At 62.1% G+C, this 23892-nt stretch carries 30 protein-coding genes; 12 read left to right on the top strand and 18 right to left on the bottom strand.

Features of this window, described 5'->3' with window-relative positions:
- Positions 1 to 25 precede the first annotated feature (25 nt).
- From ACRB8A_RS09630 to ACRB8A_RS09640, 3 genes are all read right to left on the bottom strand, one after another.
- On the bottom strand, positions 26 to 493 hold the full coding sequence (locus tag ACRB8A_RS09630) for an NfeD family protein (protein ID WP_050687227.1): 468 nt from the start codon (positions 491 to 493) through the stop codon (positions 26 to 28).
- Between the two features lie 127 nt (positions 494 to 620).
- Entirely contained in the window at positions 621 to 1499 is an 879-nt protein-coding gene (locus tag ACRB8A_RS09635; RefSeq protein WP_432244570.1) for a methyltransferase domain-containing protein, read from the bottom strand.
- 59 nt (positions 1500 to 1558) lie between these two features.
- On the bottom strand, positions 1559 to 2239 hold the full coding sequence (locus tag ACRB8A_RS09640; RefSeq protein WP_432244571.1) for a peptide deformylase: 681 nt from the start codon (positions 2237 to 2239) through the stop codon (positions 1559 to 1561).
- A 61-nt stretch (positions 2240 to 2300) separates the two neighbouring features.
- Here ACRB8A_RS09640 and ACRB8A_RS09645 point away from each other — a divergent pair, with 61 nt between their 5' ends.
- Entirely contained in the window at positions 2301 to 2714 is a 414-nt protein-coding gene (locus ACRB8A_RS09645; RefSeq protein ID WP_432244572.1) for a nuclear transport factor 2 family protein, read from the top strand.
- 12 nt (positions 2715 to 2726) lie between these two features.
- Here ACRB8A_RS09645 and ACRB8A_RS09650 read toward each other — a convergent pair whose 3' ends face one another.
- The 5 genes from ACRB8A_RS09650 to arr all read right to left on the bottom strand — a co-directional run bounded on the left by ACRB8A_RS09650 (position 2727) and on the right by arr (position 6788).
- A complete protein-coding gene (locus ACRB8A_RS09650; RefSeq protein ID WP_432244573.1) occupies positions 2727 to 3881 on the bottom strand; it encodes an FAD-dependent oxidoreductase in 1155 nt (384 codons plus the stop codon).
- A 1-nt stretch (position 3882) separates the two neighbouring features.
- The gene (locus ACRB8A_RS09655; RefSeq protein WP_432246030.1) at positions 3883 to 4569 is read right to left on the bottom strand and encodes a class I SAM-dependent methyltransferase; all 687 of its coding nucleotides are present in this window, start codon (positions 4567 to 4569) and stop codon (positions 3883 to 3885) included.
- A gap of 13 nt (positions 4570 to 4582) precedes the next feature.
- Positions 4583 to 5779 carry a type III polyketide synthase gene (locus ACRB8A_RS09660; protein WP_432244574.1) on the bottom strand — a complete coding sequence of 399 codons (1197 nt, stop codon included), beginning with the start codon at positions 5777 to 5779 and terminating at the stop codon, positions 4583 to 4585.
- A 106-nt stretch (positions 5780 to 5885) separates the two neighbouring features.
- Positions 5886 to 6326, bottom strand: a complete 441-nt coding sequence (locus ACRB8A_RS09665) for a VOC family protein (protein ID WP_050687213.1) — start codon at positions 6324 to 6326, stop codon at positions 5886 to 5888.
- 51 nt (positions 6327 to 6377) lie between these two features.
- On the bottom strand, positions 6378 to 6788 hold the full coding sequence (gene arr / locus ACRB8A_RS09670) for an NAD(+)--rifampin ADP-ribosyltransferase (protein ID WP_050687211.1): 411 nt from the start codon (positions 6786 to 6788) through the stop codon (positions 6378 to 6380).
- A gap of 52 nt (positions 6789 to 6840) precedes the next feature.
- Between arr and pcp the strand changes: the two genes are divergently transcribed.
- On the top strand, positions 6841 to 7482 hold the full coding sequence (gene pcp / locus ACRB8A_RS09675) for a pyroglutamyl-peptidase I (RefSeq protein WP_432244575.1): 642 nt from the start codon (positions 6841 to 6843) through the stop codon (positions 7480 to 7482).
- A gap of 58 nt (positions 7483 to 7540) precedes the next feature.
- Here pcp and ACRB8A_RS09680 read toward each other — a convergent pair whose 3' ends face one another.
- The 4 genes from ACRB8A_RS09680 to ACRB8A_RS09695 all read right to left on the bottom strand — a co-directional run bounded on the left by ACRB8A_RS09680 (position 7541) and on the right by ACRB8A_RS09695 (position 10626).
- The gene (locus ACRB8A_RS09680) at positions 7541 to 8077 is read right to left on the bottom strand and encodes a DUF3090 domain-containing protein (RefSeq protein WP_050687209.1); all 537 of its coding nucleotides are present in this window, start codon (positions 8075 to 8077) and stop codon (positions 7541 to 7543) included.
- A gap of 72 nt (positions 8078 to 8149) precedes the next feature.
- Positions 8150 to 8491: a hypothetical protein gene (locus ACRB8A_RS09685; protein WP_432244576.1), complete on the bottom strand. Its 342-nt coding sequence runs from the start codon at positions 8489 to 8491 to the stop codon at positions 8150 to 8152.
- Positions 8492 to 9207: 716 nt separating this feature from the next.
- The gene (locus ACRB8A_RS09690) at positions 9208 to 9930 is read right to left on the bottom strand and encodes a hypothetical protein (RefSeq protein WP_157371005.1); all 723 of its coding nucleotides are present in this window, start codon (positions 9928 to 9930) and stop codon (positions 9208 to 9210) included.
- A gap of 462 nt (positions 9931 to 10392) precedes the next feature.
- Positions 10393 to 10626, bottom strand: coding sequence for a hypothetical protein (locus ACRB8A_RS09695; RefSeq protein WP_157371004.1), 234 nt, complete (start codon positions 10624 to 10626; stop codon positions 10393 to 10395).
- Positions 10627 to 10910: 284 nt separating this feature from the next.
- Here ACRB8A_RS09695 and ACRB8A_RS09700 point away from each other — a divergent pair, with 284 nt between their 5' ends.
- The 6 genes from ACRB8A_RS09700 to ACRB8A_RS09725 all read left to right on the top strand — a co-directional run bounded on the left by ACRB8A_RS09700 (position 10911) and on the right by ACRB8A_RS09725 (position 15668).
- A complete protein-coding gene (locus ACRB8A_RS09700; RefSeq protein ID WP_432244577.1) occupies positions 10911 to 11342 on the top strand; it encodes a LexA family protein in 432 nt (143 codons plus the stop codon).
- A gap of 29 nt (positions 11343 to 11371) precedes the next feature.
- A complete protein-coding gene (locus tag ACRB8A_RS09705) occupies positions 11372 to 12652 on the top strand; it encodes a Y-family DNA polymerase (RefSeq protein WP_432244578.1) in 1281 nt (426 codons plus the stop codon).
- Positions 12653 to 12730: 78 nt separating this feature from the next.
- Positions 12731 to 12964 (top strand): hypothetical protein, encoded by a 234-nt coding sequence (locus ACRB8A_RS09710; protein WP_432244579.1) that lies wholly within the window; start codon positions 12731 to 12733, stop codon positions 12962 to 12964.
- A gap of 627 nt (positions 12965 to 13591) precedes the next feature.
- Positions 13592 to 14587 (top strand): Ig-like domain-containing protein, encoded by a 996-nt coding sequence (locus ACRB8A_RS09715; protein ID WP_432244580.1) that lies wholly within the window; start codon positions 13592 to 13594, stop codon positions 14585 to 14587.
- 737 nt (positions 14588 to 15324) lie between these two features.
- Entirely contained in the window at positions 15325 to 15552 is a 228-nt protein-coding gene (locus tag ACRB8A_RS09720) for a hypothetical protein (RefSeq protein ID WP_432246031.1), read from the top strand.
- A gap of 26 nt (positions 15553 to 15578) precedes the next feature.
- The gene (locus ACRB8A_RS09725) at positions 15579 to 15668 is read left to right on the top strand and encodes a hypothetical protein (RefSeq protein ID WP_432244581.1); all 90 of its coding nucleotides are present in this window, start codon (positions 15579 to 15581) and stop codon (positions 15666 to 15668) included.
- A gap of 50 nt (positions 15669 to 15718) precedes the next feature.
- Here the strand turns inward: ACRB8A_RS09725 and ACRB8A_RS09730 are convergent, their stop codons facing one another.
- Complete coding sequence (locus ACRB8A_RS09730) at positions 15719 to 16018, bottom strand: hypothetical protein (protein WP_157371003.1); 300 nt, start codon at positions 16016 to 16018, stop codon at positions 15719 to 15721.
- A 584-nt stretch (positions 16019 to 16602) separates the two neighbouring features.
- Between ACRB8A_RS09730 and ACRB8A_RS09735 the strand changes: the two genes are divergently transcribed.
- From ACRB8A_RS09735 to ACRB8A_RS09750, 4 genes are all read left to right on the top strand, one after another.
- The gene (locus tag ACRB8A_RS09735; protein WP_157371002.1) at positions 16603 to 16821 is read left to right on the top strand and encodes a hypothetical protein; all 219 of its coding nucleotides are present in this window, start codon (positions 16603 to 16605) and stop codon (positions 16819 to 16821) included.
- A 45-nt stretch (positions 16822 to 16866) separates the two neighbouring features.
- Positions 16867 to 17064: a hypothetical protein gene (locus tag ACRB8A_RS09740; protein WP_050687193.1), complete on the top strand. Its 198-nt coding sequence runs from the start codon at positions 16867 to 16869 to the stop codon at positions 17062 to 17064.
- A gap of 220 nt (positions 17065 to 17284) precedes the next feature.
- Positions 17285 to 17818 carry a helicase associated domain-containing protein gene (locus ACRB8A_RS09745; protein ID WP_056600281.1) on the top strand — a complete coding sequence of 178 codons (534 nt, stop codon included), beginning with the start codon at positions 17285 to 17287 and terminating at the stop codon, positions 17816 to 17818.
- A 29-nt stretch (positions 17819 to 17847) separates the two neighbouring features.
- A complete protein-coding gene (locus ACRB8A_RS09750; protein WP_432244582.1) occupies positions 17848 to 18066 on the top strand; it encodes a hypothetical protein in 219 nt (72 codons plus the stop codon).
- A 771-nt stretch (positions 18067 to 18837) separates the two neighbouring features.
- On the opposite strand, the gene ACRB8A_RS09755 is transcribed toward ACRB8A_RS09750, so the two are convergent.
- The 5 genes from ACRB8A_RS09755 to ACRB8A_RS09775 all read right to left on the bottom strand — a co-directional run bounded on the left by ACRB8A_RS09755 (position 18838) and on the right by ACRB8A_RS09775 (position 23807).
- Positions 18838 to 19491, bottom strand: a complete 654-nt coding sequence (locus ACRB8A_RS09755; protein ID WP_432244583.1) for a hypothetical protein — start codon at positions 19489 to 19491, stop codon at positions 18838 to 18840.
- Between the two features lie 626 nt (positions 19492 to 20117).
- Positions 20118 to 21296 (bottom strand): hypothetical protein, encoded by a 1179-nt coding sequence (locus ACRB8A_RS09760; protein WP_432244584.1) that lies wholly within the window; start codon positions 21294 to 21296, stop codon positions 20118 to 20120.
- A gap of 404 nt (positions 21297 to 21700) precedes the next feature.
- On the bottom strand, positions 21701 to 22147 hold the full coding sequence (locus ACRB8A_RS09765) for an NUDIX domain-containing protein (protein WP_432244585.1): 447 nt from the start codon (positions 22145 to 22147) through the stop codon (positions 21701 to 21703).
- Between the two features lie 157 nt (positions 22148 to 22304).
- Complete coding sequence (locus tag ACRB8A_RS09770) at positions 22305 to 23138, bottom strand: hypothetical protein (RefSeq protein WP_432244586.1); 834 nt, start codon at positions 23136 to 23138, stop codon at positions 22305 to 22307.
- An 87-nt stretch (positions 23139 to 23225) separates the two neighbouring features.
- Complete coding sequence (locus tag ACRB8A_RS09775) at positions 23226 to 23807, bottom strand: hypothetical protein (RefSeq protein ID WP_432244587.1); 582 nt, start codon at positions 23805 to 23807, stop codon at positions 23226 to 23228.
- Positions 23808 to 23892 lie beyond the last annotated feature (85 nt).

Here is a 23892-nt window from a genome sequence, read left to right on the forward strand (position 1 = left end):
TCTTTCCCCAATTGATAAGACTCTGTCAGGACTGGGCGGGGGTGGCCGGTGGCGGCGTTGACACCACTGCTGTGGCGCCTTCAATGGCGGCCACCACCACGTGCTGGCCGGCGGGCAGGTCGCCCGCGGAGGAGCGTGCGCTCCAGATGTCGCCACCGATTTTTACCAGCCCGCCGGCTGTGGTGACGGCTTCCATCACCACGGCGGACTCGCCGATCAGGCGGTCCACGTTGGTCCGCTGCTCAGCCGGACCCTTCTTGATGTGCGAAAGGGCCACGGGGCGGACGAAGGCGATCATCAGCAGCGAAACGACGCAGAAAATGATGATCTGCAGCCAGCCCTCGGCGCCGGCGAAGTCGGCAACCAGGGCCGCGAGGGCGCCGCCGCCCAGCATGATGAAGAACAGGTCGAGGGTGATCATCTCGATCACCGCAAATGCCAGGAACGCGGTGAGCCACAATGCCCACCAGTTTTCGCCCAGCCATTCGAACATGCCGTTCCCCCTCTGCTTCGTGGAGCCGCGTGCCGCAGACCCCCCAGTCACTGCACTTCCATCCTAGTCCGGACGCCTCCCGGAGGGGGCGGGCGCATCCGTGCGGGCCGGGATATTGGCCAAGTCGTTACTCCGCCGGCGTCTGCGCAGGGGTGAACACCAACAGCTTGAAGCGGGCTTCGGCAGTCACGGGCTCCCTGCTGCCCGCGAGCCTGCCGGCGATGGCCTCGCGGCCCAGGTGGTGGCCGGCTGGCCCCATAAAAGCCAGGTCCGTTGCCTGCGACACCGTGAGTGACAACGGAATGTCGATGTCCGAGGATGATTCGAGATCGAAATGCGAGGCCATGGCAGCAGCCAGCCGCGCGTCCTTACCCTCCTCAATGGCCAGCATCCCGGTGCGCGCAGCGAGTTCGGCGAGGTGGCCGCTGCGGGGGGTGACCACCACCAGCCGACCGGCGGGCCGCAGGACCCGGGCGAACTCGGCAGGATTCCGGGGCGCGAACACCACCGTGACGGCGTCCACGGAATCTGTTGCCAGGGGAAGCGGCTGCCAGATGTCCCAGACCAGGTTCATGGCCTCCGGGTTGAGCCGGGCTGCCCGCCGCAGCGCGTATTTGGAGATGTCCAGGCCGTAGGCAGCGGGGGCCGTTGCCGCTGCCTGGTCAAGGAGCACCCGAAGGTACTGGCCCGTCCCGGTGCCGGAATCAAGGACCGCCGCGCCGGTAGCCGGCAGGACACGGACGACGGCGGCTGCCACGGCGGTTGCCAGCGGCAGGTAATGCCCCGCGGCGAGGAAGGAGTGGCGGGCTTCGACCATGGCGGCAGAGTCCGCCTCGAAAGCCGTCCCTTTCCCGACCAGAAAGTTGAAGTAGCCCTGCCGTGCGGCGTCGAAACTGTGCCCTGCCGGACAGACCAGCCGCTTCCCGGCCTGCGGATGGGCTCCGGAAGGCTCGAAGGGTTGCCGGCATACCGGGCACAGCAGGGAAAGGTGCGGGGCAAAGGGCATGGATACCACTTTAGGCGGCGGACCCGGCGCTGCCCGGCGCAGTGCCGCGGCCGCTGCCGTCAGGCGACGCTGATACCCGCCGGTCCGGCGTCGAACCCCAGCCCTTCGCTGGCCTTGTCGATGCCGGGGCCCGCCCAGTGCGCAGCGTATTCGGCGTTGCTGCTCAGCGAGCGCAACTGGGCGCGGTCCACGTACAGAACCCCGTTCAGGTGGTCCGTCTCATGTTGGACAATCCTGGCCTGCCAGCCGAAAAATTCCCGCTGCACCGCACCGCCGTCGACCGTCAGGAAGTCGAGCCGGACGGTTTCCGGCCGGGCCACCACTGCCTGCAGTCCGTTCAGTGACAGGCAGCCTTCGTAGAACGAGGCGTGGCTGGCTCCCAGCGGCGTGTACCGGGGATTGACGATGGCCAGGAAGTCCAGCGGTTCCCGCCGCCTGAGCGCTGCCGCCTCCGGGTCGACGTCGAATTTGTCCTCCAGGACCGCCAGCTGCAGCGGGATGCCCAACTGCGGTGCGGCGAGTCCCACGCCGGGCGCATCATGCATAACCCGCCGCATCAACTCGATCAGCCGTTCCAGCTGGTCGCCGGGCAGCTGGCCGTCGTAGGCGGCTGCACGCTGCCGCAGCACCGGGTGTCCCGCCTGCACAATGGGCGGCAGGTTATCGGTGGCCAGCATGGCCTCGACCTGTTCGGCGATCTGCGCCGGGCTCTGGGTTGTTTCCGGAGGATTGTTGCTCATGGGCAAAGCCTAGCGGCGCCGCCGGGCGTGCACGGCCGGCGGCTGGGTTAGTCTCGAAGGCATGGCCATTGAACCCCAACGTGTTTCATCCCCGCGTGAGCTGGTGCTTGAGTTCATCCGGACCCTGGAAGCCGGCGGCGGCGCGGCGCAACTGAGGCCCTTCCTGGCGGATACCTTCACGCTGGTGGAGGCGCCGCACCTGCTGGCGCCCGAGGGTGCCACCCGGAACCTGGCCCAGGTGCTGCAAGGAGCGGACCAGAGCTCCGAAGTTGTTTCCGGCCAGGAGTTTGTGATCAAGCGGACCACCAGCGGGGACGGACGCGTTGTGGTGGAAGCCGACTGGTCCGCCACGGTCCGCATGGACCTGCGTTACTGGGACCGCGGCGAAACCATCCGCGCCAGCACTTCCTCCGTGTTCGAAGTCAGCGACGGCCTGATCACCAGCCAGGCCAGCTACGACTGCTACTACCGGTAGGCTCCGCCCCGGTCACTGCATGGTGAACCGGCGGGCCACCCAGCGGTTCACAGGCGGGCTGGACGCGACCGCGGCCAGGGCGGCGTTCCGCAGGCCCAGCAACGCCGGTGGGAGCGGCCGGCCCAGCATCATGTTGATTCCGGCCTGCCGGGCGGCCCGGGCGGCGGCCTGCCGCCTGCCGGACTCATAGCGGCACACCTCCGCGGGCGTGGCGGTGCCGGTCAGCACGCGCTGGATCACGGGGGCCAGGGCCTGGGCATCCAGCCAGCCCAGGTTCATGCCCTGCCCGCCGATGGGACTGATTTCGTGGGCGGCATCACCCAGCAGGACCACCCGGCCGATGACTGTTTTCCTGGCGGCGGTGGTGTGGACGGAGAAGGCGCTCAGCATGGAGTTGCTGCCTGGCTCGGGCAGGATTCCCGTCCGGTCTCGGACCAGGTGGGCAAGATGCAGCGGATCCATGGCAACTGCGGGTGCGGGTGCCCCGAGGCGGACCACCCAGCGGCGGACGCCACCGGGCAGCGGAAAGGATTCCACTATGCCGTGCCGTTCCAGGAACAGGACGGCCGTTTCTCCATGGGTGCCGGCATCGGCGAAATCACCCATCAGGTAATGGTCCGGATACGTTTTCCGGGCGACGGGTACACCCAGCTGCTGCCGCAGGCCGGACCGGGCCCCGTCCGCGGCGATGACCACCTGTGCCGCGTAGCCGCGGGCCGGGTCCGCGGCACCCAGGCCGGGCCCAACGCTGACGGCAACCTGTCCGCCGTCGTCCGCTACGCCCGTGACCCGTGCACCCCGCACCAGCGCGTCCGGGTCCAGGGTCCGGACGCGTTCTGCCAGGAGCTGCTCCGTCCGGTGCTGGGGGAGCGCCAGGACAAAGGGATAACGGCGCGAAACGCTGCTGAATTCCATGGCACCTACCGTCCTGCCGCCGCTGATGGCCAGGCCTCGGCGGATGGGGACGCCGGCGTGGACCAGGGCGGAGGCAAGCCCGACGTCCTCAAGCGCCGCCAGCGCCGGAGGGTGGATGCCGATGGCACGGGAGTGCCCGTTGGGGGATGGCCGCTGCTCCAGGACCCGGACGCGGACGCCGGCCTGGAGCAGCAGGGCAGCCAGGTAAAGCCCCACCGGACCGCCGCCCACTATGACCACATCCGTTTCCATATCAGCCGTGCCGGAAGGTGAGCACCTGGTGGAACGCCTGGTTCAGTTCCACCTGCCACCCCTGGGGAGCGGCAGCCCGCAACTCGGCCGGGGTATAGCTGCGCCGGATGGAGGTGAGCCCGTCCGCGCGGATAAAGGAGTTCCGGAACGGCAGGGCTGCGGCGCTGAAAAGGGCAAACGCCGTGGGGCTGCGGCGCAGGTCGTTGTGCAGGACCGATCGTGTGGCCAGCTGTTCGGAATGGGACAGCAGCTCGCTGAGCTGTTCCGGCGGCAAGTGATGGATGACGTGGTTGGAAATCACCACGTCGTACCTGCGTCCCTCGGCCACAAGGTCCCGGCTGTGGGCCTGGCGGAACAGGACACCCGGCCGGGCAGGGCGCCGCAACGCAAACGCGGCAGCACGGGGGTCAGGATCGATGCCCGTCAGGTCAAGCCGCAGCCCGTCCCGGGCGGCCCACCGGGCAAGCAGGGTGGCGAGGTCGCCCCCGCCGCAGCCGATGTCCAGCAGGGAGACCGGCCGGACCGCCGTGGCGAGGAGCGGCCGCAGTTCCCGGCGGTACAGTCCCCGCCAGCCGGAAAACAGCCGGTTCACCGGGCCGAACTGGCGGTAGGTATTTTCGAGCAGCACGGGGTTGCAGTCGGGGCGGTCCATCAGTTCCACGGCGTCCACCGCCCGCTCGCTCAGCAGGAGTCGCACCGGGTCAGGCCACCGGCGCTTCCTGCAGCGAGGCTCGGCCGGAAACGGTTTCGCTGCCGGCCGCGGCGGAGGTGCGCGGCAGTTTGGTGAACAGGGCAGTTTCCACTGTCAGGCCCGGCCCGAAAGCCATGGAGCAGATCCGTTCATCGCCCGGCTCCGGTTCCTGTTCCAGAATGTACTTGAGGACAAACAGGACGGTGGCGCTGCTCATGTTGCCGTAGTTGCGGAGGGTTTCCCGGGCCGGCACCAGCTGCTGGTCCGTCAGGCCCAGGCGGGACTGGACTTTGTCCAGGATGCTCCGCCCGCCGGGATGGATGGCCCAGTGCCGGATGGCGGTGTAGGGGAGTGGCACCAGGTCCGGGTCGCGGGCCAGGAGCGGCTCGAGCGCCCCCACGATGTGGTCATCGATGATGTGCGGGACGTAGTTGCCCAAAACCATCTCGAAGCCGTGGTCACCGATGTTCCACGCCATGGAGTCCTCGCCCACCGGCGTCAGGACCGTCTCGAAGTGGTCCAGCTGCAGCAGCGCCGTCCCGTCCGGGGCGGGTTGGGAGGTCACGACGGCGGCCGCGGCTCCGTCCGCGAACAGCGCCGACCCCATGATGGTGTCGGGGTCGTTGGAGGTCCGGACGTGCAACGAGCAGAGTTCTGCACAAACTACCAGCACCACGGCGCCCGGGTCCGCCTCGCAGAACAGCTTCGCGGCGCGGAGGGCGGGAAAGGCTGCATAACAGCCCATAAAGCCGAGGTGGTAACGCTGCACAGAGGGGTTCAGTCCCAGTTCCCGGACGATTTTGTAGTCCGGGCCGGGGTTGAAGAAGCCGGTGCAGGACACCGTGATGAGGTGCGTGACGTCGCCCGGGCTGAGGTCAGTGCAGGCCCCGACGGCTGCAGCGGCAGCTTCAACAAAGAGCTTGGTGGCTTCCCGGCCGAAGATTTCATTGCGCACCTTGGTGCTGGGATTCAGCAGGAGCCCGGTGGCCGGGTCGAAGAACTGCGGATCGTCCGCGCGGAAGTCCTTGGTCAGTTCATCCACGGCGGTGTAGCGGGTGTCGATGGCGGCCGAGTCGAAACACGTGCTGACCAGCCGCGATCCGAGCCGGGTCAAGCCGGGTTGGGCAGCGAACACGTCACGCGCCTCGGACTGGACCAGGGTGGTTTTTGGAACTGCTGTTTCGAGTGCCCGCACATAGACCGTCATTGGTTCATTCTTGGCGAGCCTCCGGAAGAAGACAATGCTTTGGGCCGTTGACCTGCACAATCTATTAATGGGGGAGCCGGTGAGCAGCCCTGCTTCGGCGCCGCCGTCAGTTTTTTGTGTTCAATGCCTCGGCGAGCATCACAATGATTCCGCTGGGGCCCCGGACGTAGGAGAGTTTGTAGACGTCCCCGTAGGTGGCAACTCCACGCAGTGGCCGGCAGCCGTGCTTCGCGGCGATCTCCAGGGCAGCGTCGATGTTGTCGACGGAGAACGCGACGCGGTGCATGCCGATCTCGTTGGGGAGGGTGGGCTCCGTTTCGATGGCGTCCGGATGGATGTATTCGAAGAGCTCCAGGGTGCCGTGGCCATCGGGTGTCTGGAGCATCGCAATTTTGGCATGGTTGCCGTCGAGGCCCACGGCGGTATCGGCCCATTCTCCGCTGACGGTGTCCCGGCCCACCACTGTGAGACCGAGGTCGGTGAAGAAGGCGATGGTTGCTTCGATGTCGCGAACGGCAATGCCGACGTTTTCAAGTTTGATGGCCATGCACAGCACGCTACCCAGCCGGGCCGGGCCCTGGAAAGGGCAGGATCCTGGTCAATTGATGATTTTGGCACTTTGGTCCGAGCGCAGTACCGCCAGCCGCTCCTGCCAGGCCAGCAGCGCAGCGGGCGTCAGTCGGGTCCAGTCAGTGACCTCGCCGATGACCCGCAGCGGCTCTGCACTGCGGAACGACCGGGTGGGATTCCCCGGGAATTTTTTGTCGGTCACGTTGGGGTCGTTTTCGAACGCCCCGGTGGGCTCCACGGCGTAGACGCGCGGGGCCCCGTCGCCAGGTGCGAGTTCCGCGGCGAGTCCGGCACCGTCCTTCAGGGCGGTGAAATAGATATGGTTCATCACCACCTCCGGACGATAGTTGGACCGGAATCCGGCCCTGAGGAAATCGCCGTCGCGGAGATCGGCTTTTGTACCGTGAAAGAACGGTCCTTCATCCAGGGGTTGGCTCACGCTTTCAGTCTAGGCATGCCGGGGGAGAGGCAGGCTGGTTAGGGTGGAACCCATGATCCTGATTACCGGCTTCGAGCCGTTCGGACACGAGAAAATAAATCCATCCTGGCTGGCTGCGCGCCGGGCAGTGGCGATCCTTCGGGCCGAAGGCCTTGCGGTGGAGGCGATGGAGCTGCCTTGCGTCTTCGGTGAATCGGCGGAGGTCCTCCGGGAAGCCATTACCCGACTGGATCCGGAGCTGGTGGTCTGCGCAGGCCTGGCGGGCGGCAGGGGACGGGTGTCCCTCGAACGCGTGGCCATCAACTGCGATGACGCCCGCATCCCGGATAACAAGGGCGGGCGGCCCATTGATCAGGAAGTTGTCCCCGGCGGACCGGCCGCATACTTCTCCACCCTTCCCATCAAGGCTGCGCTTCGGGATCTCGACCTTGCGGGCATCGACGGCGAGGTCTCGCAGACGGCAGGCACTTACGTGTGCAACCACATTTTTTACGCCCTGATGCATGCCCTCGCGGACAGGCCCGGTGCCCGGGGCGGCTTTGTCCACCTTCCGTACCTTCCAGAACAAGTCCCGCCGGGCAGCGCCGCCCCGTCGATGACGGTGGAAACGGCAGCCAACGGAATCGCCGCCGTCATCCGCGCAAGCCTGCGCACCCGAACCGATGTTGAAATGTCAGCCGGCGCCACCCACTAAGCCTTGCTTTGCGGGCTGCTGCCTATATTGCAGGACTTCCCGGTGCGCGCCGTCGGCGTCAGCCTTCGGGAACTGTGCAGGTATGCCCGTCGGCGTCCATGGGGTAACCGCAGAGCGGGCACATCGGACGGCCGGCACCCACGATTTCGCGCGTGCGCTTGGCGAACGCGCGGGCTGTTCCTACGGGCATCCGGACCAGAAGTTTTTCGGTTTCCTCAGCGTCGTCGATATCCTCGGGATCGGCGTCGGTGAGCGGGTAGGCCTCGACGACAACCTGCGCCGTCGTGGGGTCCCACCCGAGGCTCATCGCGCCGGTCCGGAACTGTTCCTGGACGGGCTCGAGCTGATCGTTGTCGACAAGTTCGATGGGAGTGCCCGTGGGGACGCTGAACGGGTTGCCGTCGATGGTGATGAGTTGGTCGAGGATTTCGTCGACCTTTTCGGCGAGCAGGGCTGACTGCTGCTTTTCAAGGGCGATGGTCACGATCTGCGTCCCGGCGCGCACCTGCAGATAAAACGTGCGCGCCCCGGGGAGGCCGATGGTGCCAACGACGACCCGGTCAGGCCAGGCAAACTCGTGAACACGTGTAGGCATGTGAATATCTTAGGCACATGGGGTTCATGGCGTCTTTCGCCCGGCGTTTTCGGGGCGTCGGCGGTTCGATGGCTAGGGGAGTACCGGGAGCATCCGGTTCATCCGCTGATGCCGTGCTTCGAATGTCCTGCGCAGCTGGCCCACGAGCAACGTGCGGTCCACCCGTGCCCCGAACGGACCGGCGAAACGCAGGGTGTCGGTATAGCGGCTCCCGGCGCCGTCGTCCACCGCAGTATGGGTGTGGTGGAAGTACCGGAAGAAGCCCCGCACCTGCTGGTCGCTGAATTCAGAACCTGGCCTGTAGGAGTCGATGAACGCCACCCACTGCACAGGGACCACGTTCTTCAGCCACCAACGGAAATGGTAGGTGCCGCCCAGTTCGCCCGTCTCGGTTGACGACCAAATGACCTGCATGGCGCCAGGCATAATCGCAATGAAATTTTGACGCTGGAGGCAGAAATCGATCACAACGTCAGCCGGCCGAGGCAACCAAGATTCCACACGTAACTCACATACTTCATCCGGTTCCTCGAGGAGCGCCAGTCCACCGATGCGGCTGCGGCCGGCGTAGGCACGTGCCGAACGTTTCTGCTCGGCAATCAACGAAACTGAGTCGGTGGCCAATGCTTCCCCCCAGCCGATTGGTCGGTACAAACCTTGATGGTGCGAGCCTACACTCAGCCTCTCTTCCGCCACATTCCCAAACTGGCCTGCGCGGGTATTCGTGGCACGGAGCGGCTCCCCGGGCAGGTCCGTCGTGCGGCTCTGGAAACAGACAAACAAGCAGTCGTTATCTTCATTGTGGACAGCGCCGCTCTAGAACTGACTATCCGGTATTGGTAGTTCACTTGGGCGACTTGTCACATGAATCATGCCGGTGCGTTGCCAATGAACTTTGAGGAGTCGATAACAACTTGAACAGTACATGGGCGTTAGCGGCGGCCGAGTACGCGTCGTCGGATTCGTGATGGGCCGGGAGTTTTCATAGCCACTTCTACTCGATTGTTCTAAACGCCGATAATCTACATTATGTCAAGTAAGACAAGAATCCTCGCATTTTTCCATGATCACCCGCGTCCAGCGACGGTGCCCTGGGCCATATACCGTGGACTTCGTGGCAGGGTGTTTCGTTAGCCGTGGGCCAGGATGGTGTCGATGAGTTGGGCCAGCTCCCGCGCGTCGTTCGGAGTGACTGCCGGTCCGGCTTTCACGGCCGTGGCTGCCAGGGTCCCTTTGATGCCTGTCATGGTCAGCGTTGTCTGGGCTTCCCCGGTGGCAAGGGTTTGCTTACCCAGGGCGGCGAATGATTGGTCTCCGGCGGTTTTCGCGGCTATTTGCTGGACTTCGGTGGTGATCTTCTGTCCGCCAAGTTCGATGGTGAAGTTGCTGCACGCGGCGGCCGCTTTTTGTGAAGCTTCCAGCTGATCGGTCATTTCCTGGGCGTTTTTGAGGGCAATGACGGTCACCACGATCGATGTCTTTTCTTCCGCTGACACGGTGGTTCCGGCAGCGTAGGTGCTGCCTTCGGGGACCTGGGCATTGCTATCGGAAAAGGCCTTGCACTCCGGCGGGGAGAACACGGCTGTTTTCAGGAGCTCTTTGGCTTTGATGATGCCCTGGTCGATCTGCGCCGCGGGAACCACCGTCAGGTCGCGGCCCTGGGCGTCCTTCAGGGTGGCCATCACGGAGCTGAGGTCTGCATCCGTGTAGGTCTTCGCAGGGCTGGGTTCCGGGCTGGCGGATGGTTCAGGTGCAGCGGAGGTTACCGGCTCTGTTCCGGTGCCTGTTCCACACCCCGCGAGGGCAAGGAGCGCGGTCAGGATAAGGGTTGTGAATGTCGTGCGCCTTTGCATGGACTGGTCCCCTTCAGTTCGCCGGCCGCCCCGAGTTTCGGGGCATGTCCCGGAGCCATATCCTGTCGATTCCTGTCCCGGACTGGTACGGCCGTGCTGCTCACGTACAAGAGCGGCCGGGCAGGTTTTAACCCCCTCCGTACCAATGCTTGCCTGACGCGATACCCACCAAGCTATGCGGCCCAATCGCAAACCGGGCACAGTAATCAGTACCTGCTTTACATTCCACCCACTACTCCCCCGGCTGGAAATCCGCCACGGGCGTGCCGGCCAACGACCAGCTGGTGCGGGACTCTTTCTCTGACCCACCTGGATCCTGAAGATGCGGGGATCGCTATGTGGTCAGCCGGTCAGTTGGGTTCCGTTTCCCCGTTTTCGACAAAGGCCCGGAGGGCTTGAGCCTTTGCCGGGCCCGGGATGCTTGTACAGGCATCAACGGGACTCATGGGCTAATTCAGAGTGCTATTTGCGTTGACGGTAGTCGTGCAGAATCCGGTCCTGCACCGAGCTTGAACAGTGCGAAGCTAACTCAGCAGCAATCCGCTTGCCTTGTCTCAGCCGGAACGCGTTCACAACCCATGGGGATGCAATCCAGACCACGGCGAGGGCTTTCGACCAAAGCGGCACGTCCAAAAACGCCACTACCCCCACGGCCAATGCCAGGAAGATGGCCACCAGGTAGGGAAAGAACCTCACCCGGCCAACTTAGCAGAACCACGCGGGCACGGGTCGCAGAGCAGCCCTGCAGGCGCCAAGCCTGCACGTCCGCGCCACGTCGCCAGTCGAATCGGGATTCCTGGGTTCCTGCCGCGCCGTGGACCTTGCTATAGGTCGGCAGTGCCCATTGGCGGGCAGATGAAGCCCTTGCGAACAGCTCAAAGCTGTCCCCCGTGGGTTCAACCCTCCCGGTCGGCACCCCGAATGTCAGCGTCCCGGCGTACACTCAAAGAGTCGAACATATATTCGAATAAAGGTGTGTTGTGAGCGTTGTTGTTGGTCCCCGCGTGATAGACGCGGGCGTGTCGTTGGTTTCGGCGTTACTCTCTCCAGTGCCGGTCGCGGCGGGTTTCCCGTCGCCGGCGCAGGACTATTTTGATGGGCGGATCGATTTGAATGCGCACCTGATCAAGGACGTCACCAGCACCTATGTGGTGCGGGTGTCCGGGGAGTCGATGGAGGGCGCGGGGATCAGCGACGGGGATGAGCTCATCGTCAACCGTGCCCTGCGGCCCACGGACGGGTCCGTTGTTGTCGCTGTCCTGGACGGGGAGTTGACGATCAAGCGGCTGCGGATGACCGCCGGCAAAGTGATCCTGCAGTCTGAGAACCCCCGCTACCCCGACATTGAAGTCCCGGCCCTGTCGGATCTGACCATTTGGGGTGTCGCGACCCGATGCCTTCACCACGTCTAGGGGCCCGGTCCGTGTCGAAGCCGGCGTTGATGCGGCATATGCCGCAGATCGCCCATGTGGATGTGAACTGCTTCTACGCTTCCGCGGAACGGGCGTTCAATCCGTCCCTGGAAGGCAAACCCGTGATCGTGCTTTCGAACAATGACGGGTGCGCAGTCACCCGCTCCCCCGAAGCCAAAGCCCTCGGTATCGGCATGGGTGACCCGTGGTTCAAAATCGCCCCCCGCGCCAAGGAATGGGGGCTGATCGCACTGTCGAGTAACTACGAGCTCTACGGCGACATCAGCTCACGGGTCATGGAGCTGCTGGGCCGGTACTCGGCCTGGCTCGAGGTCTACAGCATCGATGAAGCCTTCCTCGGCGTCAAAGGCGAACCCACCCACCTCCGCACCCTGGGCCGGGAGATAAAAGACGCCGTCCGGGCCCATATCGGGGTCCCGGTCTGTGTCGGGATCGCACCAACGAAGACCCTGGCGAAACTGGCGAACAAATGGGCGAAGAACAACCCGGGGTTCGCCGGGGTCTGCCACTGGGAATCCGTGCCCACAGCGGAACGGCAACGGCTAATGCGATCCCTACCCGTCATCGAAATCTGGGGCGTGGCCACCAGACTCACCAGACGCCTCAACGCCCTGGGGATCCACTCCATCCACGACCTCGCCGCCGCAAACCCCGTCATGATCAGGGACCGGTTCTCCGTTGTCATGATGCGCACCGTCCTGGAACTCCAAGGCAGCCCCTGTATCCCCATGGAAGAAGAACGTATCGGGAAGGAACAACTGATCTTCTCCCGTTCGTTCGCCACACCCATCACCACCGCAGCGGGTGTCCGGCAGGTCATGAGCGTCTACGGACAACAAGCCGCAGCCCGGCTGGCCAAACACGACCAACAGGCCAAAGTCCTCACCGCGTTCGCCGGGACCTCCCACTTCAACCCCCACGACACCTCCTACCCCGCCGTGTGTGTACCGCTGCCCATGCCGACCGCGGACCCGGTCCTCCTCACCAGGGCAGCCCACGCGCTGCTGCCCAGAATTGTCGACGGCATCCGCTACGCCAGAGCCGGGATCATGGTCACCGACCTGCGCCCCTCCGGAAACCAATCCCCTCTCTCCCTGTTCGAGAACCCGCACGAGGAACGCCACATCGGCACCCTCCTTGAAAACGTCACCAAACGCTACGGCCGCGGATCCATCGGACTCGGACACGGCGGGATCCGCCAAGGCCTGAACTGGACCATGAAACGCGACATGCTCTCCCCCCGATACACCACCCACTGGGACGAACTGCCCCTAGCCAAAGCCGGCTAACCACCCCCACCCCGAACACCCCACAGCACAGCACCCGTTGTCGACGTCCGCTTCACCCTCGACGGCACCCCGTTGGCGGTGAGGTACGACGGACACATCTGGGGCGTCGCCGCGGACCCTGTGCGCCGGTACGAACGCGAATCCTGGTGGGAAAACCAGACAAGAGTGCCCGCCGGCGCCGCCGTTGTTGACGTCACCATCTGGCAAGTCCAGGTCCAACTCCACGGCGGCGCCCCCTTACGGACCATGCAGCTGCGCCAGCCAGCGATGACCGACCACTGGATCCTGACCTCCATCGATGACGCCGCCTAACCCCACCACGGCCGCGGCGGTGCTGCATGGGCAGGCGGTCCAGGGCTCGGCCGCGCGCCAGTCGACACCAAGGTCCACTTCCACGGTTTGGCCGGCAGGGGACGCACCAGAGAAATTCGCGAACTGCGGTGCGTTAGGTACCACCGCTACTCAGCGTCCCGGGCCGCTGCCCCAGCCGCCGTGCGCAGCTGGTCTGTGACCCCGAGGTCTTCCTGTGGCGGGCCGCGAACGAGGAGTCAGAGTTTCGTTGCCAAGGCCGGTAGCAACGATGAAACGAAGACAGAATTATTCCTGGCAGGACGGGTCGCCTGGCCGCATGAGGTCGTTGTCCCCGGCCTCAGCGGGGGTTGAGATGGAAGCCACGGTGAGCCCTGCTGAATTTTCTCCATATAGGGGGGGGAATCAGACCAGTCCCGGACTTCGCGCAGCCGGACACCTATCGCATTCCCTGGAGCGGGCCTATTCTGTGGGTGTTGGCCACACCAGGCCTGCGGAGGTGCTGGGGCTTTCCGTGACGTTATGTCATCGGAAAAAGAGAGTCGGTACCCCATGGAGAACTCATCCAAGTCCACGGTCCCAGCAGCAGCCCGCAGCCTGCGGTATCGGATCTCCCCAGTCCTGTCATTGATGGCCGCCGCGATCATCGCGTGTGCGGGCTTCGCGGCGCCGGCGCAGGCTGCCGGCACCTACACGACGGGCCGGGCGGAGGTCACGCTGACGGCAAACGAATTTGGCTTGCCGTTCGCGAACAATCCGGTGCAGGTCGTAGCCGGCGTGGATTCCGTATTACCCAGCACCAAAGTCCCGTCCGGCACCGTCAGCCTACTGTCCGACACCACCGGCAAGGTGCTGAGCGTAGGCGATGTAAACACCGATGAGCCGTTCCTGGGCGTGACGTTCATGGACTCGCCCGCTCTTTCTCTGGGGGCGAATTACTTCAAGGCGGCGTATTCGGGCGACGCCAACTTTTCGCCCAAGACCATCAGATTCGCTATACAGGGCATCAGCGGACCAAAAGCCCAAACAGCTATCACCGTCAGTCCGGCCGGATCGTCCGTCGCTGGCCTACCCATCACCATCACGGCCCGGACCACGGCGCTGCCTTCCGGTCCGCTCACCGGACGCCCCGTTGGGGAATACATCCTGGAGATCGACGGCGTTGAGGTCGATTACCACTACATAGGGGCGGGGTGGCAGTACGTCTTTACCGTCACTAACCTGCCCGCGGGACAGCACATGTTCACCGTAAGGTACGTGGACCAGCTAGGTAATTACGGATGGTCGACGTCCGCGCCGGTGACCTACACAGTCACGCCTGCACTGGGTGCGGTGAAGACCGAGTTTCATTCCTCGCATCACGGTGACATTCCGGCCGGGACTGCTGTTACGGTCCAAGCGGTGATCAAACCCGGTGTTGTTGGCGGAGCCACGCCTTCGGGATGGGTGCAATTTTACGACTGGAACACCAAAGTAGGGTCGCCGGTGAAGCTGGTCAACGGCAAAGCGGGCTACACGCATTCGACGCTGAAGTATGGGAAGCACGTCCTTCAGGCCAGGTACCTTGGCTCCAGTTCCTATATGGCGGTGTTTACTCCGGCAAGGACGGTCATCATCGGCAGCTGATGCCGGCGCCCGGTGATGTTCTGCTGATGTGATCAGCCGGCCGGACAAACGTCCGGCCGGGATCCCTTGCGGTCTGATGAAAGGCCCGCATATGCGCATCGAATGTACACCCGCCGGCCCTGGAGAGTGACTGACACCTGAGTCGACGCGCATCACTGAGATCCGGCGATGCAGCCCTGCGGGAGACAGCAGGGATGTCAAAGCAGTCAGAAGTCGCTTGCGATGCGGTACGGCTGCCGGCCGGCGCTGGGGCTGGAGTGACCTGTCGTGGCCACTCAGGGCAATGTGTTGTCCCAATCGTCGCGCCAGTTTCCGAACATTCCAAAGTTGAGGTTGTCAGAGGGGTTATGCCGGCACCGGCCCCTTATCGGGAGGTCATTGATTCGATCCTCGTCATGAGCAACAGCGGTGTTTCGGAGTGAGGATCCACGGGAGGTAGTGGAGTCCTCTTTTGCGCTGCAGCAGTCGGCATAAGTCGTTGCTTTTGCGAGACCGGCACAGGAGCCGGCTGCTTCGGAAGCACTTTTCTCTGTCATTTGATTTCCTGAAGGAGTATGCCGACACGTTAAAACGAGGTGTGCTTTGTGGATCTGAGAAAGGTCCAGCAGTTCGGTATCCGGCTGGTACTTCCTGAGCAATATCTCTGCTTCGTGCCGGTGCAGGTCAGGGGCCTAACCGTCGTTCAGAGTATCGTCAGCCCTTACTGTTCTGCTTACGCGGTGAAGACCGATGGGACGGTGTGGTCCTGGGGCCTGAACAGCTTCTTTGGCCAACTTGGGAACGGCACCACCACCGACTCCTACGTGTCGGTCCAGGTAACGGGTTTAACCGGGGTCAGAAACGTGGTTGCCGACTCTTTCTCGGTCCACGCGGTGAAGACTGACGGAACGGTGTGGGCGTGGGCAGTAACGACTACGGCCAGCTCGGGAACTTCAGTCCCAATCTATCCACCATTCCCGTCCTAGTCTCGCAGCTGGCGGGCGTTGAGAACATGACCACCGCCTACGAATCGGGATACGCGGTAAAGACTGATGGGGGCGTATGGGCCTGGGGTCACAACGACCGCGGTCAATACGGCTAGGCGACGGCACCACCACAGACTCGAGTGTGCCGATACACGTGGGCTGAGCTCTAATAAAAAGGGAAAGCTTTGTTCTCGATTAGATCAATTCTCACAATACGTCGTTTGTGAGTGCTGCCGCCGACAGGTTCCCAGCTTCTAAGTGAGACCCCTTTTCTTACAAGGCCACGTAGCAAGGCGACGCCACATACCGTGGAGCCATGACGAAAGAAGAAATAGCCCTCTGGGTTCAGGTTGCCGCCGTGGTCGCGGCCGTCGTAGCCGCGATAATTGCGTTGGTCATTTCCGCGCTGGATCGCCGGAATGCGAGACAGATAGCCGCGGAAGACCGGCGTATAGCGCTGGAGCATGATCAGTTGCTTTTCGAGCAGTCAGAGTTGCTGCGCTTGCTCCAAAACTTGCGCCGTGGCAGTCATACTGACGCGGACCTATGTTGAGGTCTCCCCCTTTACTTATGAGACACGGGGAAGGCCATCAGGTCTGCCGCGATCGCCGGCGATTGATCAGGAGGCTCGTGCCAGCCGGCTGTACTGCCCAGGACGGCCGCGGGTAATCGTCCTTCCAGCTCTGAACGATCAACTGAATAGGACTCAGAATTCTTTGTAGATCCGAAGCGAAAAACGAAATCCCTCCAGCCTGAGGCCGGAGGGATTTCGTAGAGCAGTGAAACATCCGCTCATCACCCAGCGTAGTGGGCAAGGGACCGGTTAGTAGTGGAGTTCGAAGTCCAGGTCGAGATCTCTGTTCTCGGTGAATTCGCGCCAGGGTGGGCCGTTCGGTGCGGTGCAGAGACTGGTTAGGCCTCCCGGTCAGCCGTGGCGAGAAATTCGAGCGGAGGCGCCTACAAGACATTGCGAAAGAAATACGAAAGGAAGCTCCACCGGCATGAACTCTCCGGGATGATGAGCGTCAGGCTCTCTACAGATTGAGGCGCATGTTCACAGGCAAGGGCAAACCAGACAGCAACCGGTCCCGGGCGAGGAAAGTCGGGCTTGGCTACTGCGTTATGGCCGTCGTTTCCTGGGTTTTGGCCGTCTACGTCGGCATTGAAAGCTCAAACTGGTTCGTTCTTCTCATCCCAGCTGCAGTGACCCTCGCCGCAGCGGGATACATCTACGTCAATGAAAGAGATCACCGTGATGCGCCACGGTGAGGCCCCGAAACATCTGCCACGCTATCCGTTCAAGGAGGAGTTTTGATGCTGCCAAAGTCGAATCGTGACCGGAGCCGTCTCATCGCTGCTGGTTTCGGCGTCAGTGCCTTGGTGTTCATGATCATTGGCGTGTTCATTGCTCTCAGCCAACAAAACTGGCTCGTCTTCTTCCTCGCACTCGGGATAGCTGCATGCGGGGCCCTGTACCTCTATTCGCAGGAACGTGGCCACAAAGAGCCGTAACCCGCGACAGCAAACAAGACCACGAAAGCAGGGGCGCCTGAAGTGCTCGCCACCATCTCGGGTAGAGAAGCATTCCGCGATGCAATGCAGACAGAGATCATCGGACCCGGTCTCCGCATCATCAGTCTGTTCGCGTTCATCATCTATAAACGTATGAACAGACGAAAATAGGCCCCGACGCCCCCGAGACGATCAGCACAGCGAGGAAGATGCCTAGGAAATGACCGAGCGCCGGCGTGAAGCGCCGAACCCCGAATGGGTCCAGATGTACAGACAGGGCATACCCGCCCGGAAGATCGCTACCCTGGCCAGAGTCGCCGGCTCCTCGGTCCGATATCACCTCGCCCTGGCTAAACGGCAGGACCCCGGCCTTGCTGAGGCAAACCAACAGCTACTCCCCCGCACACCAAGGACCACCACCGCCGGCCGCACCAACCTCCAAGAAATCCTTACCTTCTTCCACAGCACGGGCCGGCTCCCCTCCGCTGGCGGGACCACGGCCCGGGAACGGGACGAAACCCGCTGGGCCACCCGCTTCGCAGCACTCGTCGCCTACCGCGCCGAGGGCAACGACTGGCCCCGACACAACAAGACCACCGACCCATACGAACGCCAACTCGGCCTCTGGCTCCATGGCCAACGGATCACCGCTCGCGCCTCAAAGCTCGAACCACGGAAAGCAGCAATGCTCGACACCACACTCCCAGGGTGGCGGGCCGGCAGGAAACACAGCAACCGCGGACCGCAAGCGTAGATATCTGAAGCAATAATTAGGACAAGAACATGGCACTTCTCTACCTGGTTGCTGGCTGCATCTTCTTCGTGGGGTTCGGAATAAGCTACTTTCTCTGGCAAACGGCAGATCGCCGTGGACGATCACCGGAGTTCAGAAAAAGAACTGTCATCTCAAGTGTCGCTGGTTTGGTTCTCGTTGCGACCTGTTTGGTCCTTTTCCTGCTGAATCAGCCTTCTACCGAAGCGACGTTGGGCGTCATTCGATGAGTAGGAGATCGCTCACGCACGAGGGCGCCGAAGTGCCGGTAGAACGCATCCCGTCAGATCTCGAACCCGCGGGGAAGCCTGCCTTCCAGTTCGAGGCAGTTCGTGAGGTTCTTCGGCGGATACCAGGGTCTCCGATGAGCGACGGGAAGAACCCTCATTCGTTGAATCTCACTGATTACTCCAAGCTGCACTAGGGGGAACATGCCATGACGCCCGTACTGATCGCAGGCCTGGTTGTTCTGGCAGCCGGCATCTTCGGATGGCTAATTTCGAAACGCCTAGCTAGGATCGCAGGCAGATCCCACCCGTTTCTCGCAACAGATACTGATCGAATCAGGTTTCAAAAACGACAGCTTTTCCTCATCAGAATCACGGGCTCATCGCTTGCTCTTTTCGGCCTGGGACTATCAATTTTCGGACTGGTTAATGGGGTCTAGTAAGGACTAATCCCCCCGGGCCGTAGCCAGCGAAGGGAGTGAACGGGTATGGACCCGTGCACTCCCTTCTTCTGTGTTGTTGGATAGCGGCCAACGAGAACAGTATGTCGCAAGATATGGGGGGTCCGCTGAGTGACTGCTTAGGTGCCCGCTTTCAGGTATTGCATCCTTCACGTCATTGTCGCTTCAGACGATTGAAATTACTCGGCCTAAACGTGCTGCGCCCGGAGCCCGAAACATGGGACAAGCACTCTCAATGACAACGCAGGGCCCCGTAAAGGATCCTTTAGCGGTAACTATGAGAACGCATGGAGTTGATCGGCAACGGCTGGGCTTACTGGTGAAAGGGAAGCTGGGCGTTAGGCGGGAAGGGAGAGACTCCTTGTGCGGGGGTTAGAGTGAACCACTCGCCGCCCCGCTTGGCGGCGAAAATGATGAATCTCTGGTTGGAATCGAGTGGATCCCCTTCGGGGTAGGAATCGCTTCCAGTGCAGGTCGGGGGCATGGAGGAAATGTGGAGGTTCCCGTCTCCGGGATCCCCCTTGAGTATCTGCTCGACTTCAACAAGGTGGGTCGTTGCCTTGGAACCATAAATGCTGGTTTCGCCGGCCCGGCCGACGGACCTTCCAACGAGCACCGCGGCGGCGTTGTCGTATAAGTCCTGAGGGGTTTCGAACCGGACCCAGTCAACGCACGACACCGGCCCGCCGTCTGAAAGTGGGCTGCTAGGAGGACCAGAGATTGAACCGGTGGAGGTTATCGTGGGCTCGGCCGTTCCCGGTTCGCCTGGAGACTTTCTGAAGTTGAGTGTGTCACTGTCGCTCTTCCAGGTGAGATTCCCGTTGCTGAAGGTCTGTTCAATCGGGCGCTGCAGGAAATTTAATACCCACTGCTGCTGCTCGCCGGAATCGCCAGTGCAACCGCTCGCGCCGATTGCGATGTCCCCGACGGTCAGGGTGGTACCAGTGATGGTCGCTGGGCCGCTCATGGGTCCGCATTTGGTTGATACAGCAAGCCAAAGTTCCCCATGTGCGGCAGCCAGCTGCGCGCTCACGCCGGCAGCTGCCCATGGAAGGTCTTGATTGTTGCCGGTGGCTGAGATGGCCGTGTAGTCCGTGCACGGGGCCGACGGTAGGAACGCCGCGCATGATTCTTCGGGCGGGGAAGTGCTGCTGGAATGCGGAGTTGGGTTGGTTGACGTTGGGGATTCGATGGAGACGGGCCCGGCGCTGCCTGGCCCGCCTATTCTCATGTCACCGCACGATGTCAGCAGCATCCCAACAAATAAAAGAGGAACACCGGAACGCCACAACCGCGGCTGGCTTCGTTGCATTCGCTTGTCCCCACTGTCCGCTGCCGTGGAAGGCTGGGCAGGTGCCCTCAGCATTCCACCTGTATCCCCTTTTGTGAAGGTGGAAGCGGGACAGCTAAAAATCTACCGAAAACGCCCCTGTGATGTCCCGTAAAGGATCCCCTTGCGGGCTACTCCGCGCATCCGATAGGACCGTGAAAAGGCGTGGTTTACCGCCGACAGTCACGCATGCGGGAAATCTCGCCCTGACGTCAGTCTGGAGTTAGTACAAATGGACATAAGCTCGCCCAAGTGGCTCAAGTTCAGTGCCCGAATAGCGTGTGAGCCGGCGTCCTGAGGTGTTCTCCGAAGAAGTCTGCCTTTTTGTCCCGGAGCATCGCATCATTCATGAAGAGCGCGGACAGGCTGTCGCGTGCCGTTTCAAGAGTTTCCTGACGGGGATGGCGCCCGTCAAACCAGGTTGACAGGTCGGTGTGGGTGAGAAGCGCCGAGGAGCGGCCAACTGGTCTGGAGTCCCACTGTCCGTTGAGGTCCGGAAGCACGTGGGTGCTGCTGAGGAGCTGAACCGCGAAGGCATCAGGAATGAGCTCGGTCATGAGCTCTTGCCCCCACATGGACGATGTTCGCAAATGGGGCCTGACCGGCCAGTCGAGGTCAATCAAGGTCTGCCAGGCAAAACCAGGCATGTCGATTCTCTTGACCAGTCCGTACTGCGCATAGTCGGCCATCGCCTCCAGCACCCCCGTCAGCTCGGCAACACCGTCCTTCCAAGCGCCGGTTGGAAGATACCATTCAAACGTAAGGAAACCATCGTGGGTTATGGCGACGCGGCGTGCCTCGTTGGGTCCCGCCGCACAAGTCAGCGCGGCCGTGGGGATGGCCCCGTAGGCCGCCGACAGCAGATCCCCGCACTCTTCCTGTTCGCACTTGAACTGTGTCAGCCCAGAGTTGACGAAGTACTTCCCGGACGGGACGTTGCACCACTGGAGGGCGTAGTCAAAAACCGTCCCCAGCACCATGGGATCGATATCCCAGTGATATTCCGCCCGCGCACGGCCGGCATTCGGAACCGGGGGAACAAATGATGGGTTTCCCCGCAGGCTGATCCCGGCAGCTATTGCAGGGAAGAACCGGTCAGAGTTTTCGAGGGGAGACTTTTGGAACCCGCAGGACATCAACCGGCCGACAACTCCCTGCTCTCGCAAGTTATCGGCGATCCTGCGCACCAGTTCCAAAGCCTCCTTGCGGTCAGGTACCTCATGAAGGATCAGCACCGGCCCCTGGGAGGTTGCGGCCACTCCCCCGAGGCCCATTTCCCCAAGGCCGGGTAGTGCGAGTTCCAACCTGGATTTTCGTAAACATGAAGCAGCCTGATCTACCGATAAGTCTGAGCGTAAACGCAGGTGGACCGTTCCACACCGCCTCCATTCATGCAAAATCATCTTTTCACTGACGCTCAGATCACTGGCTTCAATCTTCATCGGATCTCGAAAGAGTAGGTGCCCAGGGCTTCTTTGACGCCATGAAAATCCAGGGTGTAGTGCCCTGCGGGAATGTTGTTGATCTGTTTGTCCCCGGCCCAGCATCGCCCAGTCGCGATCTGCGCGACCGTGCCCCGGGACATCAGCTGCCATTTCCCGTAATAGGGACACCTCCCAATTTCGGGGTAAGTGGACTGCCCACCAGCCGGAAGCGCGAACGTATACAAGTCCCGGGGCGCCTTCGTCTCCAAATTCCCCGCACCTGCGCCAAGAACACCACTACCGCCAGCTTCGTCCCAGTCCATACGGAACAGTTACGCACGAAACCTCGCCTAAAAGCGGACCCCTGATTCTTTCTTGAGCCTTTGGCCGTTTCGTAGCGCCGGCGTCCGGTGAAGGATCGACTAACGGACAGCATCCGTTTCGTGCATTGAGCCGAGCAAGCCTCCGAAGCCTGCTGCCAGAACGTGGGCATGCTTGAGGGGAAGCCACCAGCATGTCCAAATTTCCGCGTTACCGCCGCTGGATGAGTCATCCTCTCCGCCGGCCCATCGCTCTGCAACATCGGCACTGGACACTGTCATCTCGAAATAATGCCGGATTGCCACCTCATCCCGCGCTGGACGTAGGTCGTATGACTGAGTGCCAAGACTTCGGAGTACTTGTCCGCGTCTCCCAGTTTCCTCATAAAGCTCACGAATAGCGGCTTCCACCGGTGACTCCCCGGGCGCAATCGACCCGGCAGGCACTTGCACCCCGGTTACGGTCATTGGCTGGTTGTCGTGTGTGAACACCAGCAAATGGTCATCGTGGACGACGTAGCAGACAACCTTTTCGACTTCGCGAGACATCTCTTCAGCCTACCGACCCGCCGCTGCGTTCGTACGAAGCCCCCGGAACTGCTGACTTATAACGCCCGGTAAAGGATCGGCTTACGCGACACGTCCTGGACCGGTCCTGCTCTTGTCTGAGGCGCTTAGAAACCCACGGCCAGATACCCCGCTTGCGCTATCCGCAGGCCCGGTCGAACGTATCGGATTCCAGATCGAATTGAGCGTTGCCACCACCGCCGAAGTTGAGCCCAGAGATCTCTTCCAGTTCGAGGTACCAAGGAGTAAGCCCGTCAGGCATTGTCTGGACGGGAAAGGCAGTTCCGCCCAAGTGGCATCTGGCGAATAGGGGTTCTGCCCAGTCCGTGAGACTGCCCGCATCTGTTGTGGGATGGACATACCCATCGGCGCCGACCTCATCTCCCCAGAGTTCAACAGGTGTCTTGCCAGCATTCGGATCGACTCGCGGAACCAACCAAATGTCCGTGATTGGCTCGACGTTGTCCCAAGCATTATTACCTTGTGATTCGTCGACATGCTCGCCCTTGGCACGAAGATCGGGACGAGCTGCCGTCGGGCCGGCAGCCAACTCATCATGCATGAGCCAGAGGATGGCAAATTCTCCGTCGATCAGGTCTCTGCGCCTAAGCAAACCTGGATGGTTCTCGGCTGCTGCAAGGTCGCGCAGGAATGGATCGGTTGATTCAGCGCTCGGCATGGGAAATTTGTCGCCTACTGCGAATTGGCCCTCACCAGCAAAAATCGCAATCCCTGGAAACTGGGGACCGCGCCGTTGGAAGTCTTCCGGTAGCCACAGAGTCAGCACATGCATCATAGGCAAACCAGTGTTGAGGCTTCGTGGCCAGTGTTCCCAACGAACGCCCGGACCATAACTTCCTGTCCACCCAGACGGCGGCTGGCTTGGCAGGGCACCTTCGGCAGTTCGTCCCGGTGCTTTGCCAATACCTGTGCCACAACGAAAGGCCAGATTCCAAACGATCATCTCGGTCATGGCACCACCATATGGCGTGAATGATCCAATCCCGACCCATCGGACTCAAACTGCGTCCGGTGGAGGACCGGCATACGGACGCCGTTTCTAGTGTTGCGCCGGCGACGTAACTGCAAATTCGATGGCGGACTCAACTGCATCCCGGCGGGCGTCTGTTGATTGGTCGAGAAGCATTTCAATCGCGTGGATCAGTGCCACAAGCGCAGGCTTTTGGACCGCCGCGAGGCGTCTCATCGAAGTGGCGAGCGACTCGGTGACGAGGACATCTACTGGGTTTCCGTAAGCACCTGAGTGAGACCCGTGGGGAGCTACGTAGCTTCCTCCTATCGAGGTGTCCCCCAGCAGCACCAGCAAAGAGAGGCGGATCTCGTCTGGGACGTCGCCAGCCGCAACTGCTGCAATGAAGGGCACGGCATAGGCTGTTGCTTCATATACCGTGCCCTGGTGACAAACGTTGGAATAGAGCCCCTCGCCGATTGCGGAGGAAGGGTCGTCCCGAAGCGCGGCTAATGATCGTGCTACGTCGCCAGCAATGCCGAGTGACATGTCGGCGGCCCCCAGCGACACGACGCCTCTTCCATACGCGTGTTGCAGTCGGCTCCAATCAACCCGGTCAAGTTCGTCCAAGGCATCGAAGCCCGTCCTTTTCGGTTGATACGGAGTATCCATACAAGTGAGGCTACCCAAACCAATACGGAAGGATCGTTTCCGGTCCTTGCTTTCCAGAACGCGAAGGTTTCGCCCAGCCAAGTCG

Source organism: Arthrobacter sp. G.S.26 (genome assembly GCF_050847375.1).
Lineage (GTDB): Bacteria > Actinomycetota > Actinomycetes > Actinomycetales > Micrococcaceae > Arthrobacter.

What these genes read in the sequence shown, in the direction of transcription:
- ACRB8A_RS09685 (WP_432244576.1), bottom strand. Translation starts at nt 8,491, where the DNA reads ATGCAGGTCATTTGGTCGTCAACCGAGACGGGCGAACTGGGCGGCACC.
- ACRB8A_RS09770 (WP_432244586.1), bottom strand. Translation starts at nt 23,138, where the DNA reads ATGACCGAGATGATCGTTTGGAATCTGGCCTTTCGTTGTGGCACAGGT.
- ACRB8A_RS09730 (WP_157371003.1), bottom strand. Translation starts at nt 16,018, where the DNA reads ATGCTCCAGCGCTATACGCCGGTCTTCCGCGGCTATCTGTCTCGCATT.
- ACRB8A_RS09760 (WP_432244584.1), bottom strand. Translation starts at nt 21,296, where the DNA reads ATGAAGATTGAAGCCAGTGATCTGAGCGTCAGTGAAAAGATGATTTTG.
- ACRB8A_RS09705 (WP_432244578.1), top strand. Translation starts at nt 11,372, where the DNA reads ATGCGGCATATGCCGCAGATCGCCCATGTGGATGTGAACTGCTTCTAC.
- ACRB8A_RS09715 (WP_432244580.1), top strand. Translation starts at nt 13,592, where the DNA reads ATGGCCGCCGCGATCATCGCGTGTGCGGGCTTCGCGGCGCCGGCGCAG.
- ACRB8A_RS09630 (WP_050687227.1), bottom strand. Translation starts at nt 493, where the DNA reads ATGTTCGAATGGCTGGGCGAAAACTGGTGGGCATTGTGGCTCACCGCG.
- ACRB8A_RS09660 (WP_432244574.1), bottom strand. Translation starts at nt 5,779, where the DNA reads ATGACGGTCTATGTGCGGGCACTCGAAACAGCAGTTCCAAAAACCACC.
- ACRB8A_RS09665 (WP_050687213.1), bottom strand. Translation starts at nt 6,326, where the DNA reads ATGGCCATCAAACTTGAAAACGTCGGCATTGCCGTTCGCGACATCGAA.
- pcp (WP_432244575.1), top strand. Translation starts at nt 6,841, where the DNA reads ATGATCCTGATTACCGGCTTCGAGCCGTTCGGACACGAGAAAATAAAT.
- ACRB8A_RS09725 (WP_432244581.1), top strand. Translation starts at nt 15,579, where the DNA reads ATGACCACCGCCTACGAATCGGGATACGCGGTAAAGACTGATGGGGGC.
- ACRB8A_RS09680 (WP_050687209.1), bottom strand. Translation starts at nt 8,077, where the DNA reads ATGCCTACACGTGTTCACGAGTTTGCCTGGCCTGACCGGGTCGTCGTT.
- ACRB8A_RS09735 (WP_157371002.1), top strand. Translation starts at nt 16,603, where the DNA reads ATGTTCACAGGCAAGGGCAAACCAGACAGCAACCGGTCCCGGGCGAGG.
- ACRB8A_RS09745 (WP_056600281.1), top strand. Translation starts at nt 17,285, where the DNA reads ATGACCGAGCGCCGGCGTGAAGCGCCGAACCCCGAATGGGTCCAGATG.
- ACRB8A_RS09740 (WP_050687193.1), top strand. Translation starts at nt 16,867, where the DNA reads ATGCTGCCAAAGTCGAATCGTGACCGGAGCCGTCTCATCGCTGCTGGT.
- ACRB8A_RS09750 (WP_432244582.1), top strand. Translation starts at nt 17,848, where the DNA reads ATGGCACTTCTCTACCTGGTTGCTGGCTGCATCTTCTTCGTGGGGTTC.
- ACRB8A_RS09640 (WP_432244571.1), bottom strand. Translation starts at nt 2,239, where the DNA reads ATGAGCAACAATCCTCCGGAAACAACCCAGAGCCCGGCGCAGATCGCC.
- ACRB8A_RS09690 (WP_157371005.1), bottom strand. Translation starts at nt 9,930, where the DNA reads ATGCAAAGGCGCACGACATTCACAACCCTTATCCTGACCGCGCTCCTT.
- ACRB8A_RS09635 (WP_432244570.1), bottom strand. Translation starts at nt 1,499, where the DNA reads ATGCCCTTTGCCCCGCACCTTTCCCTGCTGTGCCCGGTATGCCGGCAA.
- ACRB8A_RS09645 (WP_432244572.1), top strand. Translation starts at nt 2,301, where the DNA reads ATGGCCATTGAACCCCAACGTGTTTCATCCCCGCGTGAGCTGGTGCTT.
- ACRB8A_RS09765 (WP_432244585.1), bottom strand. Translation starts at nt 22,147, where the DNA reads ATGTCTCGCGAAGTCGAAAAGGTTGTCTGCTACGTCGTCCACGATGAC.
- ACRB8A_RS09775 (WP_432244587.1), bottom strand. Translation starts at nt 23,807, where the DNA reads ATGGATACTCCGTATCAACCGAAAAGGACGGGCTTCGATGCCTTGGAC.
- ACRB8A_RS09650 (WP_432244573.1), bottom strand. Translation starts at nt 3,881, where the DNA reads ATGGAAACGGATGTGGTCATAGTGGGCGGCGGTCCGGTGGGGCTTTAC.
- ACRB8A_RS09755 (WP_432244583.1), bottom strand. Translation starts at nt 19,491, where the DNA reads ATGAGCGGCCCAGCGACCATCACTGGTACCACCCTGACCGTCGGGGAC.